The sequence below is a fragment of the Flavobacteriaceae bacterium genome (genome assembly GCA_003443635.1).
Taxonomy (GTDB): Bacteria; Bacteroidota; Bacteroidia; order Flavobacteriales; family Flavobacteriaceae; genus AU392.
On the sequence record CP031964.1, the window covers coordinates 556,401 to 576,641 of the forward strand.

At 32.0% G+C, this 20,241-nt stretch carries 21 protein-coding genes; 8 read left to right on the top strand and 13 right to left on the bottom strand.

Annotated features, from left to right (window positions below):
- Positions 1–50: 50 nt before the first annotated feature.
- The 4 genes from bioB to D1817_02470 are packed head-to-tail and all read right to left on the bottom strand — an operon-like array spanning position 51 to position 4,458.
- Positions 51–1,145: a biotin synthase BioB gene (gene bioB / locus D1817_02455; protein AXT18768.1), complete on the bottom strand. Its 1,095-nt coding sequence runs from the start codon at positions 1,143–1,145 to the stop codon at positions 51–53.
- A 57-nt stretch (positions 1,146–1,202) separates the two neighbouring features.
- A complete protein-coding gene (locus D1817_02460; GenBank protein AXT18769.1) occupies positions 1,203–2,639 on the bottom strand; it encodes a flotillin family protein in 1,437 nt (478 codons plus the stop codon).
- Positions 2,608–3,240 carry a hypothetical protein gene (locus tag D1817_02465; protein AXT18770.1) on the bottom strand — a complete coding sequence of 211 codons (633 nt, stop codon included), beginning with the start codon at positions 3,238–3,240 and terminating at the stop codon, positions 2,608–2,610. Before D1817_02465 ends, D1817_02460 begins: the two co-directional genes overlap by 32 nt.
- Before the next feature lie 57 nt (positions 3,241–3,297).
- The gene (locus D1817_02470; protein AXT18771.1) at positions 3,298–4,458 is read right to left on the bottom strand and encodes a beta-ketoacyl synthase; all 1,161 of its coding nucleotides are present in this window, start codon (positions 4,456–4,458) and stop codon (positions 3,298–3,300) included.
- Positions 4,459–4,551: 93 nt separating this feature from the next.
- On the opposite strand from D1817_02470, the gene D1817_02475 reads away from it, so the two are divergent.
- The gene (locus tag D1817_02475; protein ID AXT18772.1) at positions 4,552–4,977 is read left to right on the top strand and encodes a hypothetical protein; all 426 of its coding nucleotides are present in this window, start codon (positions 4,552–4,554) and stop codon (positions 4,975–4,977) included.
- Here D1817_02475 and bioA read toward each other — a convergent pair.
- The 5 genes from bioA to D1817_02500 are packed head-to-tail and all read right to left on the bottom strand — an operon-like array spanning position 4,963 to position 9,015.
- A complete protein-coding gene (gene bioA, locus D1817_02480) occupies positions 4,963–6,228 on the bottom strand; it encodes an adenosylmethionine--8-amino-7-oxononanoate transaminase (protein ID AXT18773.1) in 1,266 nt (421 codons plus the stop codon). The genes D1817_02475 and bioA overlap by 15 nt on opposite strands.
- 54 nt (positions 6,229–6,282) lie before the next feature.
- The gene (bioD, locus tag D1817_02485; protein ID AXT18774.1) at positions 6,283–6,891 is read right to left on the bottom strand and encodes a dethiobiotin synthase; all 609 of its coding nucleotides are present in this window, start codon (positions 6,889–6,891) and stop codon (positions 6,283–6,285) included.
- Positions 6,888–7,301 carry a DUF2007 domain-containing protein gene (locus D1817_02490; GenBank protein ID AXT18775.1) on the bottom strand — a complete coding sequence of 138 codons (414 nt, stop codon included), beginning with the start codon at positions 7,299–7,301 and terminating at the stop codon, positions 6,888–6,890. Before D1817_02490 ends, bioD begins: the two co-directional genes overlap by 4 nt.
- Positions 7,298–8,449, bottom strand: a complete 1,152-nt coding sequence (locus tag D1817_02495) for a pyridoxal phosphate-dependent aminotransferase family protein (protein AXT18776.1) — start codon at positions 8,447–8,449, stop codon at positions 7,298–7,300. The genes D1817_02490 and D1817_02495 overlap by 4 nt, the downstream gene beginning before the upstream one ends.
- A gap of 23 nt (positions 8,450–8,472) precedes the next feature.
- Positions 8,473–9,015 carry a hypothetical protein gene (locus D1817_02500; GenBank protein AXT18777.1) on the bottom strand — a complete coding sequence of 181 codons (543 nt, stop codon included), beginning with the start codon at positions 9,013–9,015 and terminating at the stop codon, positions 8,473–8,475.
- 280 nt (positions 9,016–9,295) lie between these two features.
- Between D1817_02500 and D1817_02505 the strand changes: the two genes are divergently transcribed.
- The 3 genes from D1817_02505 to D1817_02515 are packed head-to-tail and all read left to right on the top strand — an operon-like array spanning position 9,296 to position 11,875.
- Positions 9,296–9,805 carry a hypothetical protein gene (locus D1817_02505; protein ID AXT18778.1) on the top strand — a complete coding sequence of 170 codons (510 nt, stop codon included), beginning with the start codon at positions 9,296–9,298 and terminating at the stop codon, positions 9,803–9,805.
- 3 nt (positions 9,806–9,808) lie between these two features.
- Positions 9,809–10,015 carry a transcriptional regulator gene (locus tag D1817_02510; GenBank protein ID AXT18779.1) on the top strand — a complete coding sequence of 69 codons (207 nt, stop codon included), beginning with the start codon at positions 9,809–9,811 and terminating at the stop codon, positions 10,013–10,015.
- 45 nt (positions 10,016–10,060) lie between these two features.
- Positions 10,061–11,875, top strand: coding sequence for a M61 family peptidase (locus tag D1817_02515; protein AXT18780.1), 1,815 nt, complete (start codon positions 10,061–10,063; stop codon positions 11,873–11,875).
- A gap of 5 nt (positions 11,876–11,880) precedes the next feature.
- On the opposite strand, the gene D1817_02520 is transcribed toward D1817_02515, so the two are convergent.
- Positions 11,881–12,423, bottom strand: a complete 543-nt coding sequence (locus D1817_02520) for a hypothetical protein (protein ID AXT18781.1) — start codon at positions 12,421–12,423, stop codon at positions 11,881–11,883.
- A 66-nt stretch (positions 12,424–12,489) separates the two neighbouring features.
- Between D1817_02520 and D1817_02525 the strand changes: the two genes are divergently transcribed.
- The 4 genes from D1817_02525 to D1817_02540 are packed head-to-tail and all read left to right on the top strand — an operon-like array spanning position 12,490 to position 16,430.
- Positions 12,490–13,740: a Y-family DNA polymerase gene (locus D1817_02525; GenBank protein AXT18782.1), complete on the top strand. Its 1,251-nt coding sequence runs from the start codon at positions 12,490–12,492 to the stop codon at positions 13,738–13,740.
- A complete protein-coding gene (locus D1817_02530; protein ID AXT18783.1) occupies positions 13,737–14,177 on the top strand; it encodes a LexA family transcriptional regulator in 441 nt (146 codons plus the stop codon). The genes D1817_02525 and D1817_02530 overlap by 4 nt, the downstream gene beginning before the upstream one ends.
- Before the next feature lie 17 nt (positions 14,178–14,194).
- On the top strand, positions 14,195–14,731 hold the full coding sequence (locus D1817_02535) for a GNAT family N-acetyltransferase (GenBank protein AXT21208.1): 537 nt from the start codon (positions 14,195–14,197) through the stop codon (positions 14,729–14,731).
- 34 nt (positions 14,732–14,765) lie between these two features.
- Positions 14,766–16,430, top strand: a complete 1,665-nt coding sequence (locus D1817_02540) for an MFS transporter (GenBank protein AXT18784.1) — start codon at positions 14,766–14,768, stop codon at positions 16,428–16,430.
- 72 nt (positions 16,431–16,502) lie between these two features.
- Here D1817_02540 and D1817_02545 read toward each other — a convergent pair whose 3' ends face one another.
- From D1817_02545 to D1817_02555, 3 genes are all read right to left on the bottom strand, one after another.
- A complete protein-coding gene (locus D1817_02545; GenBank protein ID AXT18785.1) occupies positions 16,503–16,778 on the bottom strand; it encodes a F0F1 ATP synthase subunit epsilon in 276 nt (91 codons plus the stop codon).
- Between the two features lie 51 nt (positions 16,779–16,829).
- Positions 16,830–18,338 (bottom strand): F0F1 ATP synthase subunit beta, encoded by a 1,509-nt coding sequence (locus D1817_02550; GenBank protein ID AXT18786.1) that lies wholly within the window; start codon positions 18,336–18,338, stop codon positions 16,830–16,832.
- Positions 18,339–18,551: 213 nt separating this feature from the next.
- Entirely contained in the window at positions 18,552–20,144 is a 1,593-nt protein-coding gene (locus D1817_02555; protein ID AXT21209.1) for a G-D-S-L family lipolytic protein, read from the bottom strand.
- Between the last annotated feature and the right edge of the window lie 97 nt (positions 20,145–20,241).

Below are 20,241 nucleotides of genomic sequence, written 5' to 3' on the forward strand. Positions count from 1 at the left end.
AAAATAATAAAACCTTAATGAATTTCAAAAAATAAACTAAGCCTATAGAGTTATTTTACGGCTTTAGAATTCTCTTTGGCCATTTCGTTTCGCTCAATTTTATGCTCAGGTCTTGACCATTTTGGTTTTTCTCCCAACGCTTGCAATTTAGATTCTGATGCTTCAACAGTTTCTGGCTGCATTTTTTTAATAAAAGGTTTTTGAGGATTTAATCCTAGCAATTTAAACATTTCCATGTCCTCATTAACATCAGGATTAGGAGTAGTTAATAATTTATCGCCTGCAAAAATAGAATTAGCTCCTGCAAAGAAACACATTGCTTGTCCTTCACGACTCATTTCTGTACGACCAGCACTTAAGCGTACTTGTGTCTCTGGCATTATAATACGTGTAGTGGCTACCATTCTAATCATATCCCATATAGATACAGGTTTCTGATCTTCTAATGGAGTACCTTCAACAGCAACTAAAGCATTAATTGGAACAGATTCTGGCTGTGGGTTTAAAGTAGATAAGGCAACCAACATTCCTGCTCTATCTTCTATTTTTTCTCCCATACCTATAATTCCACCAGAACAAACAGTAACATTAGTTTTTCTAACATTGTCAATAGTCTCTAGACGATCTTCATAGCCACGAGTAGAAATTACTTCTTTGTAATATTCTTCTGATGAATCTAAGTTATGATTGTATGCATATAACCCAGCTTCAGCTAAACGTTGTGCTTGATTTTCAGTAATCATCCCTAGCGTACAACATACTTCCATATCTAATTTATTAATGGTACGTACCATTTCTAGAACTTGATCAAACTCTTCACCATCTTTTACATTGCGCCAAGCTGCACCCATGCATACACGAGAACTCCCAGAAGCTTTTGCACGTAAAGCTTGAGCTTTTACATGAGGCACAGTCATTAAATCATTGCCTTCAACATTAGTATGATAACGTGCTGCTTGTGGGCAATATCCACAATCTTCAGGACATCCACCAGTTTTAATAGATAGTAAAGTAGAAACCTGGACTGTGTTAGGATCGTGATATTCACGATGTATGGTTGCAGCTTCATATAACAATTCCATTAAGGGTTTGTTATAAATATTTAATATCTCTTCTGTGGTCCAATTATGTCTAGTAATACTCATAGTCTTAAATATAGGCGTAAAAGTAGAAAATTCCGCTTTAACAGCGGAATTTTTATATTAATCTTTGTCTTCAGGATTATTAACATTTTCTTTGGCCTCAATATCTTCTTCTTTTTTATCTTTCCCTTTTAGATATTCAGGCAGTTGCATTCCAGCCATATTAAACATTTCCTGTAATGGAGGAACAGATTGATACATTCCTGATAAGAAATTTGCTGTAGATGATTTTCCATCTTTTCCGCCACCATTTTCCCAAACAGTAACTTTATCAATTTTAATATTTTTAATTGCTTCAGCTTGAGTTTTTACTAATTCAGGCAATTTATCGGCAATTAATAATAATACTGCATCTTTTGAATCATTTCCAGCTGCTTTTACAATTTGGTCTAAACCAGCTGCTTGTTTGGTTAACACTTCATAAAGCCCTTGTGCTTCGGCTTGAGCTTTAAATAATATGGCATCTGCTTCCCCTTTTGCTTTTCTTCTAATACGTTCAGCTTCAGCTTCGGCATCAATTTCTACTTTTCTTTTATCTATTTCTGCAGGAACAATAACATCAGCCATTTGAGATGAACGTTCTCTTTCTGCTCTTGCAGATTCTGCTTGTTGTTCAGCAGCATAAGATTCTTCTAATGCTTTTGCAGATTGTACTTTTTCCGAAGCAATAGCCACACGCTCTGCTTCTGCTTCACGTTGTCTACGTAATGAATCAGAATTTGCAACCGAAATCTTAGCTGAATTTTCACCCTCAACTGCTTGTGCGTTTGCAGCAGCAACCTGTGTACGTTCATCCTGTACTGCATTTGCTTCTCCAATAGAACCATCTCTTGTCTTTTCTGCTACAGATTTACGAGCTGCATTAATGGCATGTGCAGCAGCTTCTTTCCCTAAAGCTTCAATATAACCAGATTCGTCAACGATATCTGTAATATTTACGTTAATTAATTTTAATCCTACTTTTTTAAGTTCAGATTCGACACTTTGAGAAATATTAGTTAAAAATTTATCTCTATCGGAATTTATCTCTTCTATGTCCATTGAAGCCACTACTAAACGTAATTGACCAAAAATAATCTCTTGTGCTAATTCTTGAATTTCATTTTGCCCTAGACCTAATAAACGCTCTGCTGCATTTTGCATAATGCCTGGCTCAGTAGAAATACCTATGGTAAATCGAGATGGTACATTAACACGAATATTCTGTTTAGATAAAGCATTAATTAGATTAACCTCAATAGAAATTGGTGTTAAATCCAAGAACTCATAATCTTGAATTACAGGCAAGATAAATGCAGCACCACCATGAATACATTTGGCAGATTGCCCACCTCCAACTTTACCATACACTACTAGTATTCGATCCGAAGGACAACGTTTATAACGCTTTATTAATACAATAAAAATAAGTACAATAAATAATACGCCGAAGACTAGCGTCATTGTACTTCCGATGCCTTCTAGATTAAAGCTCTCCTGTATGCTCAGTAATTTCATAAGTATTTGGTTTTAAAGGTTCAATAGGTTTTTTTGTATGATCAACAATTAAGACGCCGTTTGCAGTAACGTCAACGACTTTAATTATAGTTCCTGATTTTAAATCGGTAAAAGAATCGGTTAATGCATCTAATTCTCTCATTGTGCCTTGTACTTTGACACTTATTTTACCCATTCTTGAGCGATTTGCTCCAATAGTTAGATATACTTCACCAATAGCATCAATGGCATTTTTAATGTTTAAAGTGCCGCTATCCGTAAGTCTACTCATAAAGTAGAAGAGTGCAGCCATAATAGTCATCATTACTAATCCGCAAAAAGAAGAGACGATAATCGTTAGTGTTTGAGATAAACCAGCGTCAATACATGCAATACCACTCCAACCAAAAATGGTAAAAAAACCAATAAGATTTTTAAAAGTAATAAACTGAAATCCAATTCCAATATCATTATCAATTTCTGTATCTAAATCATCAACCCCATCAGTATCGCCACCTATAAAAGACATTATCATTACAACTACAAAAATCAGTGATCCTATAAGAGCAATTACCCAATATAATTTTGGTAAGAACTCCAAATTTGAAAACCATTCTCCCATAACATTAAAGATTTAAAATGAATTAATAAAGATACGACCATTATAAGATTATTCATCTTATTTTGAAAGTAATACGGACACTGCGTTACCACCAAAGCCTACAGCATTTATCATAATTTTTGAAATCTTTTTTGGATGCGATTGATCCAGATAAGGAATATCAATAAAAGTTTGATGGTTAAGCATAAGTACGGCCATTTCTATACTTAATAATCCGGAAGCTCCAAGACTATGACCTACTTTCAATTTATTAGTAGTCAATGCTGGAACTTTGTTACAAAAAATTTTCTTTATTGCATTATATTCTGCTAAATCTCCTTTTATTGTTCCTGGAGTATGTGTAATAATACAATCTATTTCATCTGGATTTAATTTCCCTAAAGCCATTTTCATGGAACGCTGAAAACAATCTGCATTTGTTGATAAAGATGCATTGTGATTTAAAATCTCGGTACCATAACCAATACCCGTAATAAAGGCTAAAGCATTATCTTTTTCTCCAATTTCTAAGCAAGCCATTGCAGCAGCTTCACCAAGAATCATACTATTTCTGGTTTTATTAAAATCTAAAGGTTTACATGGGTAGGATTCTTTATATTGCTTAGAATCATGCTCTTCTTTTGAATAGATCTTTAATGCTTTCATCTGAGCAATGGTGAAAGGAGTTAAAGGTGCTTCACTACCACCAACTAAAAATTTATTGCTTAAACCAGATTGTAACCAAGCAATACCATTAAGCATTGCATGTAGTGCTGTTGAACAGGTAATAGAGTGTGAAATTTCTGGACCTTTAGTTTGTAAATCATGTGCAATCCATGATGAAATATTGCCTAACGTTGTGGTTGGAGAAGTTAAAATTTCTGTTTTGTTTTTATTTAAGAACTCTTTAAAATAACGCTCAAATAAACCTGTTGCGCCACGAGAAGATCCTACATTTATTCCAAAATTATCAGAAGCTTTCCAATTGGCTTGTTTTACAGCATTTCGTGCAGTAAATATTCCAAACAGAACGGAGTCATCTAATTGTTTATATTTTAAATTAGAATTCCTAAGTGTTTCAATTTGTTCTCTAGCATCATCGGAAAGTTGAGCGATGTAATTACCGTTGACTTTTGTAAAAAAATGTTTTTTTGACAAATAATTTTCCCATATCGATTTGGTTTGAAAGCCGATTGGAGAAATTGATGAAATTGCAGTTATAGAAATAGGTTGTTGCAAGTGTATTAATAGTTTTGGCAAAAATAAGATTTATGGAAGTAACAAAAAAGATAAATACGCTACATATATACATAACAAAAAACGAATACGTTTATGGAGCGAAAAAAAAGTTGGTTTGGTAGAAATTGGCCCTGGGTTATTCCAGTTGGAGGTTGTTTGACAATAATATTACTTTTTGTTTTTGGAATTGGAGCAGCAATTTTTGGTGTTACAAAACTTATTACAAATTCTACGCCTTACTCTTATGCTTTAGAATTGGCTAAAGATGACTCAAATGTAATAAGTATTTTAGGTGATCCTATTGAAACAAATGGAATTATGAGTGGGAGCCTTAGTTTTGAAAATAATGATGGAGAAGTAGATATTAAAATTCCGATAAAAGGGCCTAATGGAGAAGGTTCTATTATTGTTATAGGAGAAAAATACGATGGAGAATGGATATATGAAAAGTTATATGTTTTAATAAAAGAAACTAATGAAAAAATTAATTTATTAGAAAAAGCTTTAGAAGGTATCTAAAGCTTTTTCTATAGTGAGGTATATTTTTTTTAATTCTTCTTTTGTAATTACAAATGGAGCTAAAATATAAATAGTATTCCCCAAAGGTCTTAAACATACACCATTTTCCATAAAGAAATCAAATAATTGATCTCTTAAATTTCCATAGCGTTCCATTTTAATATCTAAATCAAGTGCAAAAATTACTCCTAATTGTCGTGTTTGTGCAATTTTTGGATGATGTTTAATATGTTCATCAAACTTTTTATGTGATGCTACAATTTGTTGAATATTATTTTGAATTTCTTGGGATTGTAATAACTCTATTCCAGCTAAAGCTGCTGTACATGCAACGGGATTGGCAGAATACGTATGACCATGAAAAAAACCTTTAGATATATCACTACTTAAAAATGCGTTATATACGTTTTGTGTTGCTGAAGTAATTGCCATTGGAACCATACCAGCAGTTAGAGATTTTGATAAACATATAATATCGGGCAATGTATTTAAATGCTCTGAAGCAAAATACTTTCCTGTTTTACCAAAACCAGTCATCACCTCATCAGCAATAGCTAAAACATTATATTGTTTTGCAATACTTAATAACTCATTTAAATATTCGGCAGAGTACATTTGCATTGCAGCAGCACCTTGTACTAAAGGTTCATAAATAAAAGCTGCAACAGTATTTGTTTTTACAAGTTGTGTAAATTGCTCTTTTATAGTTTTAAAATTATTTTGGTTAGGAACAGGAAGACGTTCTACATCTATAAAAAAATCTTTGAAGGGACCATTGTAAACAGATAAACCAGATACACTCATGGCACCAAAAGTATCACCATGAAACCCATCTTCTAAAGCAATTATTTTATTGCGCTTTTCATCATTGTTAAAATGATATTGTAACGCCATTTTTATAGCAACATCTACAGAAGTTGAGCCATTATCACTAAAAAATAATTTTTCCTGATTCTCAGGAAGAATATTAATTAAAGCTTCTGATAGCTTTACAGCAGGTTCGTGCGTAAACCCTGCAAATACAACATGATCTAACTGTTGCATTTGTAGGTTCATTTTTTTGATAATATAATCATTACAATGCCCATACATGCAAGTATACCAAGATGCTATCCCATCAATATAACTATTGCCATTTTCATCGTATAATAATGCGCCCTTGGCTTTAGTGATGGCCAAATGTTCAGGGTGTAATTTATGTTGTGTTAATGGATGCCACAGATGTTTTTTATCACGTTCTTTTATGCTCATAATAATTTTCTATGTATTTTACTTAACTGAGATTTCAAAAATAATTGATTTTTATTATAGCTTTTCTTTAAAAACATCTGCATATTCTTTAATTACGTTTTTATCAAAATAAGGCTCTTCATTGATACGTCCAATAACAGGAGTATTTGTCATTTTTTGAATAATATCTTCTGTCGATTTATGTTCATTTCCACTATAAATAAGAGAAATATCAAACCCCCTTTCTGTTAAATAATTTAAAGTCAATAGTGTATGGTTAATACTCCCTAAATAATGACGAGATACAACAATAACTTTATATTTAGGTTTGATAATATCTAAAACTGTTTGTTTATTATTTAAAGGAACTAATAATCCACCAGCCCCTTCAATAATTAAATTGTTTTTGATTTTTGGAGCGGTTATTTTTTTTAAATCTATAGTAATGCCATCAATATTTGCTGCACCATGTGGACTCATAGGTGTTTGCAGCGCATAGGTACTTGGGTAAAATTTAGATTTCGAATTTGATATTAAGCATTTTACTTTATGTGTATCTGTATTGTCTAATTCTCCAGCTTGTATAGGCTTCCAATAATCAGCCTCTAGAGCTTCAGTAAGTATAGCCGATGCTATTGTTTTTCCTACATCTGTAGATATTCCTGTAACAAAATAAGTGTTCATTTTATATTGAATTCGGTTTTACATTGTTCGCAAATATATTTATGCTTTGTATGAAAGGGAAGTGTTCCGGTTAATACACCAATACAAAATGAAAAAAAGGATTTAAAATCAGTTATCGTTGAGAACAATTCTATTTTTTCACTTTCACAATTTGGGCACTTAATAATATTACCTTGATCATTTATCGAATATCTTTGGATAGATCGCAAAATAATTTCAGCTTCATCGACCTGGTCAGACAATACTTTTAATTTCACACCACCAATAGCATTACTTACCAAAGGATCTGTATCTATAGTAAGGTTGTCGGATAGAAATACTTCTATACCTTCAGATTCTAATCGCCCTTTTATAATCTGTGCTTCCGAAGAATATTGAAATTTTGCTATAGTTTTAAATATGTCACTCATGCAGCTACAAAAGTAGCTAAGAAGCTTAAAACTTTTGTTATTTCTTCTTTAGAATTGTAAGAATGGATACAAAACCTCAATCGTTCTTCTCCTTTTGATACTGTAGGAGATAAAATAGGTTTTACATTAAAGCCACTTTCTTTAAGTTTATTAGAAATAGATTTCACTAATTTGTTTTTAGGAATAATGCATGATTGTATCGCAGAATCACTATTTATAAAATAAGTGCTAAGGTTTTTATGTTTTATTTCAGATTTAAAAAATTGAATATTATAATGCAATTTTTTAATTGCATCTGTGTTTTTTAACTCATTATAAGCTGATTCAATAGTTGCTAAAGTATGTAATGGTAATGCAGTAGTGTAAATGAAGCTTCGTGCAAAATTAATGAGATATTCTTTTAAATTTCTAGAGCCTAAAACAGCAGAACCATGACATCCTAACGCTTTTCCGAAAGTAACAAGTCTAGCAAAAATCTGATCTTGTATTCCTAATTCTTGTATTAATCCTTTTCCATTACCAAATACTCCTAAAGTATGAGCTTCGTCTATAATTAAATGATAATTATATTGTGTGCAAAAATCACAAAATTGAATTAGATTGGGTGAATCTCCATCCATAGAAAAAACAGATTCGGTTACAATATAAACTTCTGACTTAATATTAGTTTTGGTAAGTCGAAGTAATTTTTCTTGCAAATCTGTTAAATCATTATGCTTGAATTTATACGATTTTGCATTACTTAAAGAAATGCCATCTCTTATAGAAGCGTGACTATATTCGTCATAAAAAATAAAATCATCTTTTTGAGGAATACAAGAGAGTAAACCTAGATTAGCATCATACCCAGAATTAAAAATTAAAGCAGTTTCACTTTCGTGAAATTCACAAAGTGCTTCTTCTACTAAAGTATATAAATAATGATTCCCATTAAGTAAACGAGAACCAGTTGCTCCATTTTGCAATAATTCATGTTCAGTTAAATACTGATGAGTATTGGTAAAGATTGATTTAGATTTTGAAAATCCTAAATAATCATTAGATGTAAAATCGATTAAATTTGATGCTATACTATTAAGCTCTCGAAATGAATTATTCTCTTTCCGTTGGTTGAGTTTAGATTGAAGTTTTTTTGGAAATTGCTTCATAGGAAGCAAAGGTATTACTAAATCTAAATAGTTAAGCTTATTTCGGCATTTTTAAAACTATCTTTGTGTATTAACTTAAAGTTACCTTTATCTGTAGCATCTAAGACATCAATATTTAATTTTTCAGCAATAAAAAAAGCTTTTTTAAATGCATTTTGATAATCTGATAATGTAATAACATTCAACTTATCATTGTTTTCATTCCACAAATTAAGTTCATATTTATCATTAGTTTTAAAAACCGAAATGTATTGAGGGCGTGTTAATTTTTTCCACTTTCTTCTAAACTTAAGTAATCCAAGTGTATATGTTCGACGCATTTTACGATGCTTTAAATCTAATTTAACTCTAGAATTAATAATGTGTTGGTATGTAAACATTACTAAAAACCCAAAAGCCCAAATGATATACATATATGCCACAGCATCTGTAACATCTGGTTTAGGAACTATATATAATACAACATATATTGCAGTAGCAATAAAAAGAATATAAGCAGAAATTATAACAATTGTTTTAATGGACAGTTTTTGAGGCTCCTGAATAATTAAGTCTTTTGTTTTCATCTGTTTGGATTAATTGTTGGTATATCAGATGTAGGTTTTCCAAGATTAGACTTCGGCTGGGACAGAACGCATTAACATGGATTAATTATAAATACAAAGTTACGTATTATTGTTTGGTTTTAATTTGCTAAAAAATACACTTTATCGAAAAAAGCAATGCGTTTTGACTTAATAATGAGAGTTTTATATCAAAAATGATAATATTTTATATTGTTTAAAAATAAAAAATTATTGTTTATCGATAATTTTATTATATATTTGTTATCGTTAAACAGTAATTATGAATACTGCAAGAATACTTTATTCGATATTAAATGTTATTATTTTCCTACTTCTAATAGGTATTGGTTTGGGAATCTTCTTTTTTGTAATGATTCTATTTGGTGTGAAACAAGATTTTCTAGGTATAGATGAAGGTTTAGTCAGTTTCAAAACTGAAGCAATGTTGTATGTATATACAATCTTAAGGCTTGGAGTCTACGTCGTTTTTGTTGTTACTCTTTGGAATATGAGAAAGGCTACAAAATTGTTATTAAAAAAAGATTTTTATAACAAAGAACTTATAAACGCACTATCAACCTCTGGAAAACTTATGGTTATTGCTGGAATTTCTTCATGGTGTATTAATGGGATAAGTAATGTGTTTTTTAAATTCAAATTTTTAATTGGTCTAAGCGAAAAAACATTGGTGTATTTATTAATAATAGCCATGGGATTGTTTTTTATGCTAATCAGTACGGTTCTTAGAGACACTAAGATTATAAAAGAAGAAAACGACCTAACCATTTAAGTTATGCCAATCATTGTAAATCTTGATGTAATGCTCGCAAAACGAAAAATGAAAAGCAAAGACTTGGCAGAAATCATTGGTATTACTACAGCAAATTTGTCTATTTTAAAATCAGGGAAGGCTAAAGCCATTCGGTTTTCCACCCTCGAAGCAATCTGTAAAGCACTCGATTGTCAGCCTAATGATATTTTAGAATATATTGAAGATTAAAAAACACTCAAAAAATACTATCTTAGATGCTCAAAATTTAACGCAATGCAAAGAGCACTTTTACTAATCGTATTTTTAAGTTTATTTAGCTGCAAACAAGAAGTAAATAGAGAAACAGCTTCTGCTTCTACTAATGGAACATCTACCTACAGCATTTCTTTTGAAAACGCAGTACATCATGAAGCCGTGATTAATGCAACCTTTACAGGACTACCAGTAGGCGAAGCAGAATTTCGTATGAGTCGTACCTCACCAGGACGATACGCATTGCATGAGTTTATGAAAAACATATACGATGTAAAAGTTACTGATGGTGTTGGAAATGAATTAAAAACTACGCGTCCAGATCCATATTCTTGGTTGGTAAATGGTCACGACGGCACTATAAAAGTTAGCTATACATTATATGCCAATCGAGGTGATGGTACCTATGCTCAAGTTGATGAAACACACGCGCATCTTAATATTCCAGCAACTTTTATATACGCACCAAGTTTAGAAAATAACGATATTGAAGTTACTTTTAATGTCCGTGAAGATTTAGGTTGGAAAGTTGCTACGCAATTAAAGCATGTTGAGGGCAATACCTATTACGCCAGAGATTTACAATATTTTATGGATAGCCCAACTGAGGTAAGTAATCATAGTGTACGTTCGTTTGATGTAGGTGACCAAAAAGTAAATTTCGCATTGCACCATAATGGTACCGATGCCGAGTTTGATGAATTTTTCGAAAGAGTCAAAAAAGTAGTATTACAGCAAGAAGCTGTGTTTGGCGAACTACCAAAGTACGATTATGGCGAATACACCTTTTTGGGTTGCTATATTCCAAATGCATCAGGGGATGGTATGGAACATCGTAATTCTACTATTGTTACAAGTACACGTAGTCTAGCCAATGGCGGACTCTCAGGTAATTTAGGAACTGTATCACACGAATTTTTCCATTGTTGGAATGTAGAGCGTATTCGTCCACAAAGTTTAGACCCATTCGATTTTAAAGAAGCTAATATGAGTGGCGAATTATGGTTTGCCGAAGGCTTTACCAGTTACTACACCAATTTAATGATTACTCGCGCAGGACTAATGGAACCTGAGCGTTACGTTCGTGGATTAACAGGCACTTTTAATTATGTGTGGAATTCCCCAGGGCGCAAATTCTTCAACCCTATCGAAATGAGTTATCAAGCTCCTTTTGTAGATGCGGCTCGTTCGGTAGACGATATCAACCGTAACAATACCTTTATTTCATATTATTCCTATGGAAGTGCACTAGGTTTGGCTTTAGATTTATCACTACGTGAGCAAGGATTAAATCTAGACGATTATATGAAATTGGTTTGGACCACCTACGGAAAAGTAGAAGATTACTATACCATTCAAGATTTGCATAATACATTAAATGAGTATGCGGGAGCAGACTTTGGTGATGCTTTTTTTAATAATTACATTTATAAAAGCGAAATGCCTGACTATGAACGTTTATTTAAAAATGTAGGCGTCTATTTAGCAAATAATAAAGAACGTGTCTCTTTCGGAGGATTTTTAAGAAACCAAACCATTACGGCTAATGTAACAATAGGTTCATCAGCTTATGAAGCAGGATTAGAGAAAGGAGATAAACTAATTAAAATAGGGGATATAGTACTTACTGAAACAACAAGACTTAATGATGTGATTAGTCAATATAAGCCTAATGATATGGTGACTGTAACTTATGAACGTTTAGGAAAAGCGAGAACCACACAATTAACTTTTCAGCAGGATCCATCGTATAGCATTTCATTATTTGAAGTCAATAATATAGAATTACCTGATGAAGCCAAAGCTAATCGTGATGCCTGGTTAAAGGCGAAATGATAAATTTATGAATATTGAATTTCTCCTGTTTCTTGATAAGTATCTTTATTAACCCATTGATGATTACCTTTTACTGAAGCATCTAATAAATCTATTTGTAACTTTTCAGCAATTAGATATCCATTTTTAATGGATTCATCATAGTTTTCTAAAATCATTAAGTTTAAAATTTTATTTTTTTGATACCATAAATTTATTTGAAAATAACTACCTGTTTTAAAAACTGAAACATATTCTAGATCTATCAAATCTTGCCATGTTTCTTTATAATTAAAAACTCCTATTTGATACTGATGTTTTATTTTCTTTTTTTCAAAATTTAAATGAATATTATGTATGGCAATTGAGCGAATTGAAGATAAAAATAATATGCATATTAAGAGAATTAAATAAATTGTAATAGTCCATTTTTGAGGATGATTTAAAAAATCTTTATATAAAAATAAGTATACTATATAACTTAGTAAGCTTGCATATAAGAATGCTACTATAACCCTATTTATTAATGGTTTTTTTGGCTCTCTTATTATAAGGTCACTTTTATACATTCTACAAATATATAGAAAGCGTATTTTACTTTTTATACTCAAAAGGTCTTTGTATTTTTATAAAATATGTTTGCGCTTGTCGATTGTAATAATTTTTATGCATCTTGTGAACGGGTATTTAACCCGAATTTGCAACATAAACCTATAGCAATACTTTCTAATAATGATGGCTGTGTAATCTCCAGGAGTGATGAAGCTAAAGCCATCGGACTCCCTATGGGAGCACCTATTTTTAAATGGGAAAGTTTTTGTAAAATAAATCATATTCAAATATTATCCTCTAACTATCCATTATATGGTGACTTAAGTAGTCGTGTAATGTCTATTCTCGAGCAATTAACACCTAACGTGGAAATATATAGTATTGACGAAGCCTTTATTGAGTTTAATAATTTAGAGAATGATAATGAGTTTGGCCTTAAAATACGTGAACGTATTTTAAAATGGATAGGTATTCCAACTTCTGTAGGTATAGCTCCAACAAAAGCATTGTCTAAAGTAGCAAATAAAATAGCACGAAAATTTTCGAAAGAAACCAAAGGAGTTTATGTTATAGATTCTGAAGAAAAGCGGATTAAAGCTTTAAAATGGATTAAAATTGAAGATGTATGGGGTATAGGTTATGGACTTCAAAAACGATTAAAAGCTAAAAATTGTAAAACAGCTTATGATTTTGTGCAATTACCAGATGAGTGGATACGCAAGCATTTTTCAATTGTAGAATGGCGACTTAAAAAAGAATTAGAAGGTATTTCAAAATTAACATTAGATCATTTGAAAACCAAACGTGCCATTGCAACTACACGAAGTTTTGAATATACGTATTCTGATATTGATAATATAAAAGAACGCATTTCGACTTTTGCGAGCAGTTGCGCTGAAAAATTAAGAGTACAAGGTTCCAGTTGCTATGTTATTTATGTTATATTAAGAAGTGACCGTCATAAAAAAAATACAGAGCAACATCGTGTAAGTACAATTGTTAATTTACCATATCCTACAGACTCATCCATTATTATAAGTAATGAAGCAGTAAAAGCAGTAATGACTATTTTTAAAAAAGGTGTAAAATACAAGCGTGCAGGTGTTATTGTCACAGGGTTAGTGCCTACGGATAATTTTCAACTCAATTTATTTCAGAAAGAAAACCCAAAACATAAACCATTGATGCAATCGATAGATATTTTAAATACAAAATATGGCGATTATAAAATAAAATTGGCTAATCAAGATTTAAAACGTACTTGGAAAATGCGTCAAGAACGCTTATCGCCAAGGTACACGACAGATATTAATGATATTATAAAAGTAAAATGATACTACATAAATCTAAACACCTTACATTTTTTACTCCTGAAAATTTTAAAGATACAGGCGCTCATTTTTTTGATACAGGTATTTCAGCAGGTTTTCCATCACCAGCTGAAGATTTTAAACAACAACGTTTATCATTAGATAAAGAACTTATTAAAAATAAAGAAGCAACTTTTTTTGCACGGGTTAGTGGGCAATCTATGATAGGAGCAGGATTAGATGATAACGATCTTTTGGTTATTGATAGAAGTTTAGATCCTGCACATAATAAAATTGCGGTTTGTTTTTTAGATGGTGAGTTTACTGTAAAACGATTAAAAATTGAAAATGAAGAGTTATGGTTACAGCCAGAAAACCCTAGTTATAAGCCTATTCAAGTTACTGAAGAGAATAACTTTGTAATTTGGGGTATCGTTACTAATGTGATTAAAAGAGTTTAATTTATATAGTGCAGAATATTGTTTATAAACGAGCAGAATTAAATACAGAATTGAAGCAAATTCTACAGCTTCAAAATGCAAATTTACCTAATACTGTTTCAGAAACAGATCAAATTAAAGAGGCGTTTTTAACGGTAGTTCATAACTTTAAACTGCTTAAAGCAATGAATAATGTGTGCCCACATATTATCGCTGTAGACAAGAAAAAAGTGATTGGATATGCTTTGTGTATGGATAAAGCTTTTAATGATAGCATAGATATTATTAAACCATTATTTGAAAAAATAGAAAAGAACGATATGGTATCTAATTTAAAATATATTGTTATGGGACAAGTTTGCATTGCTAAAACATATAGAGGGCGAGGTGTTTTTAGAAAACTTTATCAAGTAATGAAAAAAGTATTACAATTAGATTATGATGTCCTTATTACAGAAGTAGATACTAAAAACATAAGATCTGTGAATGCACATCGTGCAATTGGATTTAATGTATTATATTCATATCGCTCTAATCAACAAGATTGGCAAATTATATATTTAAATTTAAAATAGATTTTTTTAAAACCACAACACTAACTTTATTAAAATGACTGAGCAAAAAAACTACAAACAAGCTTTATCTACACTTGTTACCGTATTTTTCTTTTGGGGATTTATTGCTGCTTCTAATGGTGTATTCATTCCGTTTTGTAAAACGTATTTTGCAATTGATCAATTTCAATCTCAATTAGTTGACTTCGCATTTTACGGAGCATATTATTTTGGTGCTTTGGTACTATTTATACTATCAAATACTAAAGGAAAAGATATTATGAATGCTTGGGGTTATAAAAATGGGATTATATATGGACTTTTATTAAGTGCTTTGGGTGCAGTTGTTATGTTTCCAGCTATAGCAGGCGCAGAACCAGGAGATTCTAATGTATTTTATTATGTGTTGATTGCATTGTTTATTGTTGGACTAGGGTTCTCTATTCAACAAACGGCAGCAAATCCCTTTGCTATAGCTTTAGGAGATCCAGAAAAAGGTGCACATCGATTAAATTTGGCTGGAGGAGTAAATTCTTTTGGAACAACAATAGGACCTATAGTAATTGCACTTATTTTATTTGGATCTGCACCAAAATCGGGAGCAGAATTAGATGCTTTAATTACTAGTGGGGGTATCAAACTTTCAACAATACAATATTTATATTTAGCAGTTGGAGGTTTGTTTGTGTTAGCAGCAGCTTTATTTTATTTTTCTAAAAGATTACCTCAAGGAAAAGCAGATGCAACAATTATAAAAGCGCCAAAAGCTATAGGTGCATTAACAATAATGACTATCTTATTAATTGCTTGTTTTTATTTGATTTTTGGTCAATACAAAAATGAGATACCAGACAATGACTTTATTTTAAAGCTAACCATCGTAAGTTTAGTTATTGTTATAGGAGTTTTGTTAATTTCTAATATGATGGCTAAAAAAAATGAAACAGGATGGGGAGCTATGCGTTATCCACAGCTAGTTTTAGGGATGCTAGCTATATTTACCTATGTTGGTGTTGAAGTTACCATTCAAAGTAATTTAGGAGAACTATTAAAATTTGTAACAAAAACTGTTAACGGCGTAGACTTGAATCCATTAGGATTAAGAGCAATGAGTGATACTGAGATAGCTCCATTAATATCAATGTATTGGGGAGGACTAATGATAGGAAGATGGGCTGGAGCCATTACTGTATTTAATCCATCTAATAAAATAAAAACGTGGTTATATATCCTTGTTCCTTATATTGCTTTTGGAGTTATTTTATTTGTGAATTATATCTCTGGTTTTAGCGTAAAAGGATTATTCTTGTTTGCAATTTGTGTAGCGATACAAATAGGAGCATTTTTTGTAGGTAAAGATAAACCGGCTCTAACACTCAAAATATTTGGATTGTTGGGAGTGTTTGCTATTTTAATTGGGCTATTTACTAGCGGTACAGTGGCATTGTTTGCCTTTTTAAGTGGAGGATTGTTCTGCTCTATTATGTGGCCTAGTATTTTTGCATTAAGCATTAGAGGTTTAGGAAAATATACATCTCAAGGATCTGCATTTTTAATTATGATGATCTTAGGAGGAGCAATAATCCCGCCATTACAAGGAAAGTTAGCAGATGTTATAGGAATTCATAATTCATATTGGATAGCTGCAGGATGCTTTTTATACTTAGCATTTTTTGCACAACGAGTTGAAGGTTTAATAAGAAAAGCTAAAGTAATTTAAAAAAATAATGATATAAAACAAAAAACGCGGAGCAATTAGCTTCGCGTTTTTTGTTTTATATAGATTAAGAAATTAATCAGCTAATACAATAACTTTATTATCTTTCATTTCTATAGTTCCAGAATTAATAGCTAATAACATTCCTTTATCACCTTTAGTAAATTTGTCTTGAACTTCTTCTTCTAATTGAATATCTCCAAAAATTTTCACATTCCCTTCTTTTAATAAAGATACAATAGGTGCGTGATTATTTAACATTTCAAAGTCACCATTTACACCTGGTACAGAAATAGAGTTTACTTCTCCACTGAATAAAGTTGCTTCTGGGGTTACAATTTCTAAATACATAAATAAAAGGTATTTAATTTATTTCCGTAAAAACGAAAAACTTATTATTTATTACGCTTCAGCTAACATTTTCTCTCCAGCTTCAATCGCTTCTTCTATAGTTCCTTTAAGGTTAAAAGCAGCTTCTGGTAAATGATCTAATTCACCATCCATAATTTGATTAAACCCTTTAATTGTTTCTTTAATATCAACTAATACTCCTGGGATACCTGTAAATTGCTCAGCTACATGGAATGGTTGAGATAAGAAACGTTGTACACGTCTTGCTCTACCTACAGCCATTTTATCTTCTTCAGATAATTCTTCCATACCAAGGATCGCAATAATATCTTGTAACTCTTTATAACGTTGTAACAACTCTTTTACACGTTGCGCACAATTATAATGTTCATCACCTAAAATATCAGCAGTTAAAATTCTAGATGTAGAATCTAATGGATCTACAGCAGGATAAATACCTAACTCTGCAATTTTACGAGATAATACTGTTGTCGCATCTAAGTGAGCAAATGTTGTGGCTGGTGCTGGATCTGTTAAATCATCTGCAGGAACGTAAACCGCTTGTACAGATGTAATAGATCCTTTTTTAGTAGAAGTAATACGCTCTTGCATAGCACCCATCTCTGTTGCTAATGTAGGTTGATATCCTACCGCAGATGGCATACGCCCAAGTAATGCAGATACTTCAGAACCTGCTTGTGTAAAACGGAAAATATTATCTACGAAAAATAATACATCTTTCCCTTGACCATCTCCAGCTCCATCACGGAAATATTCAGCAATAGTTAAACCAGATAATGCTACACGAGCACGAGCTCCAGGAGGTTCATTCATTTGCCCAAATACGAAAGTTGCTTTAGATTCTTTCATTACAGATTTATCAACCTTAGTTAAATCCCATCCGCCATCTTCCATAGAGTGCATGAAATCATCACCATATCTAATAATACCTGATTCTAACATCTCACGAAGTAAATCATTTCCTTCACGAGTACGTTCTCCTACTCCTGCAAATACAGAAAGACCACCGTGACCTTTTGCTATATTGTTAATCAATTCCTGAATTAATACTGTTTTACCTACTCCAGCACCTCCAAATAATCCAATCTTACCACCTTTTGCATAAGGCTCAATAAGATCAATTACTTTAATACCTGTAAATAAAACTTCAGTAGAAGTTGATAAATCTTCAAATTTTGGTGCCTCCCTGTGAATAGGAAGTCCATCATTTCCAGCTTTAGGTAAATCTCCTAAACCATCAATGGCATCTCCAATTACATTAAAAAGACGACCGTATACATCACCACCAATTGGCATTTGTATAGGAGCACCAGTAGCATTAACTTCTGTTCCTCTATTTAAACCATCTGATGAATCCATTGCTATAGTACGAACAGTATCTTCACCAATGTGAGATTGTACTTCAAGTACTAATTTTGAACCATCTGGCTTATTAATTTCTAACGAATCATAAATCTTTGGTAGTTCAGAACCAGCTCCGAATTCAACATCGATAACTGGACCTACTATTTGTGCAACTTTACCTGTAACTTTAGACATTACTTATGTGTTTATTGTTTTGCTAAAATGATAAACGAAAATACAGCTTGATTTTCGCGCTGCAAAGATATATTTTTTAATTAAAAATAAAGGTGTTTAAATTCAAAAAATAGATATTTTTTTAGAACTTGTTTTTTAACTAAAAAAGAAAGGGTTTAAAATAAAAAACCCAGAACAAAATTCTGGGTCTTAAGTTTTTATATAATATTATTTTTATTGTAAAGTTGCAGGGTAAATTACTGGAAAATCTCCAATATTGTATAGTTGTCCTGCTGCTTCAAAGTTAGAGCCATAAGTAGCATCAATAGCCCTCATGAACTCATTAGCGATAAGCGCATAACCTCTTGCTGTAGGATGTACCCCATCTAGTGAAAAAGCGCCACCTGTTACCAATGCATTAGTAAGTTCGAAATCACCTGAAGAAAGTCCTGTACTAAGTATTGTATTTGCATCTACAAAAGCAAATCCAGCAGATGTAGCTGCTGTTTGTAATGTTGCATTAAAATTAGCTGTAGCTGTTTGAATTTCTTGACGTTCGCTTGGTATTAATACAAAACGATCTGCTAATGGTAATGTAATGCCTTGTGCAGAAAATTGTGCTGCTAATGTTGGAGGTAAACCAGCATTTGTTAAAAAAGTCATAGTATCAGAATCAATGGTTCCAATTATTGGTAAGCTAGTAAGTGTTAATAAATCATTTTCATTGGCTTGCCTTGTTTGTCCATAAGTTTGCCCTAATAAACCGGCTACAAGGCCTATTGTTTGTGGGTCTGTAGGTAATCCTAAACTTCCAACAAATGCAGCAAAATTAGGATCTCCACCTAATATCGTTGCTAATGTTGTGGAAATATCTGCCAAATCTTCATCCTCAATCACAACAGGGCTAGCCGCATCTGTTGCAAAAACTATTGAACGTTCTGGCATTTGCAAGGCAGTATACACTTGATTTAGCATACCAAAAATACTGTTTAGTATAGGTATTTGAGGTCCAAAATCTGGGTTAGCTGGACTTAAAGGTGCAAACGGTACCGTATTAAAAAATGCAATTGCAGTAACATCTGGAATATTAGCAACAACTGCTTGTGCTCCACTATTTGATATTGCTGTAAATATACTTTGAACTGAAGCATCAAAAACACCTTGAGACGTTATGGCATCTCTAGTTTGATCACCACCACTTGTTGCAAAACCTAATACATCATTATTACCAATCCATAAAGATACGAAAGTTGGGTTTTGAGCTAAAGCATCTTCTAAAACAGAAGCATTTGGAGATGATGCCATTCTTACAAAATAAGGATTAGCAGTAGGTGGGTTTGTTCCTAAACCAGAAATATTGCCCAAACCATTAAATGCTACTTGAAAACTACGTAATCCAGGTACTCCCATGTTATTAAATGGACCAGTAGGATTATTTAATGCAATATCTGTAGTTGGGGTAGCTGGGAGAGATGCAGGACCAGATCCATCAAAAAATAACCTAGGCCCAAAACCAGGAAGTGGATTACCCCCTAATAATAAGCCTCCAACATTATCACTAGTTAAAGGTTGATTGAAAGCACTACCACCTACTAAGCCAAATCTTTGTGATAATAAATTTGGAAATGAATTTGCTTGACCAGCTCGAAATAAAGCATTATCTGTAAAACCAGCAGTTAATGAATTACCTATAGATACAAAGTTTGCGAAATTTGCAGCTCCAGCAGATAATTCTGGAGTAGGATCAACTTGAACACTATCATCGTCATTACTACAAGCTGTAAATGCTACAAAAAGGAGGCATAACCATATATATTTTGTTTTCATAATACTATTCTTTTTCATCTGTTTATTGATATTTTTATTAATTCAGTCAGATGCAATTCTTCAATAATTATTTTTGATTTTTATATTAGAATAATTA

Excerpts from the sequence above, each read along its gene's own strand:
- D1817_02510 (AXT18779.1), top strand. The coding sequence starts at position 9,809 with ATGCCAATCATTGTAAATCTTGATGTAATGCTCGCAAAACGAAAAATG.
- D1817_02520 (AXT18781.1), bottom strand. The coding sequence starts at position 12,423 with ATGTATAAAAGTGACCTTATAATAAGAGAGCCAAAAAAACCATTAATA.
- D1817_02505 (AXT18778.1), top strand. The coding sequence starts at position 9,296 with ATGAATACTGCAAGAATACTTTATTCGATATTAAATGTTATTATTTTC.
- D1817_02530 (AXT18783.1), top strand. The coding sequence starts at position 13,737 with ATGATACTACATAAATCTAAACACCTTACATTTTTTACTCCTGAAAAT.
- D1817_02460 (AXT18769.1), bottom strand. The coding sequence starts at position 2,639 with ATGAAATTACTGAGCATACAGGAGAGCTTTAATCTAGAAGGCATCGGA.
- D1817_02475 (AXT18772.1), top strand. The coding sequence starts at position 4,552 with ATGGAGCGAAAAAAAAGTTGGTTTGGTAGAAATTGGCCCTGGGTTATT.
- D1817_02555 (AXT21209.1), bottom strand. The coding sequence starts at position 20,144 with ATGAAAACAAAATATATATGGTTATGCCTCCTTTTTGTAGCATTTACA.
- D1817_02545 (AXT18785.1), bottom strand. The coding sequence starts at position 16,778 with ATGTATTTAGAAATTGTAACCCCAGAAGCAACTTTATTCAGTGGAGAA.
- D1817_02525 (AXT18782.1), top strand. The coding sequence starts at position 12,490 with ATGTTTGCGCTTGTCGATTGTAATAATTTTTATGCATCTTGTGAACGG.
- bioA (AXT18773.1), bottom strand. The coding sequence starts at position 6,228 with ATGAGCATAAAAGAACGTGATAAAAAACATCTGTGGCATCCATTAACA.
- D1817_02465 (AXT18770.1), bottom strand. The coding sequence starts at position 3,240 with ATGGGAGAATGGTTTTCAAATTTGGAGTTCTTACCAAAATTATATTGG.
- bioB (AXT18768.1), bottom strand. The coding sequence starts at position 1,145 with ATGAGTATTACTAGACATAATTGGACCACAGAAGAGATATTAAATATT.
- D1817_02550 (AXT18786.1), bottom strand. The coding sequence starts at position 18,338 with ATGTCTAAAGTTACAGGTAAAGTTGCACAAATAGTAGGTCCAGTTATC.
- D1817_02540 (AXT18784.1), top strand. The coding sequence starts at position 14,766 with ATGACTGAGCAAAAAAACTACAAACAAGCTTTATCTACACTTGTTACC.
- D1817_02515 (AXT18780.1), top strand. The coding sequence starts at position 10,061 with ATGCAAAGAGCACTTTTACTAATCGTATTTTTAAGTTTATTTAGCTGC.
- D1817_02495 (AXT18776.1), bottom strand. The coding sequence starts at position 8,449 with ATGAAGCAATTTCCAAAAAAACTTCAATCTAAACTCAACCAACGGAAA.
- D1817_02500 (AXT18777.1), bottom strand. The coding sequence starts at position 9,015 with ATGAAAACAAAAGACTTAATTATTCAGGAGCCTCAAAAACTGTCCATT.
- bioD (AXT18774.1), bottom strand. The coding sequence starts at position 6,891 with ATGAACACTTATTTTGTTACAGGAATATCTACAGATGTAGGAAAAACA.
- D1817_02490 (AXT18775.1), bottom strand. The coding sequence starts at position 7,301 with ATGAGTGACATATTTAAAACTATAGCAAAATTTCAATATTCTTCGGAA.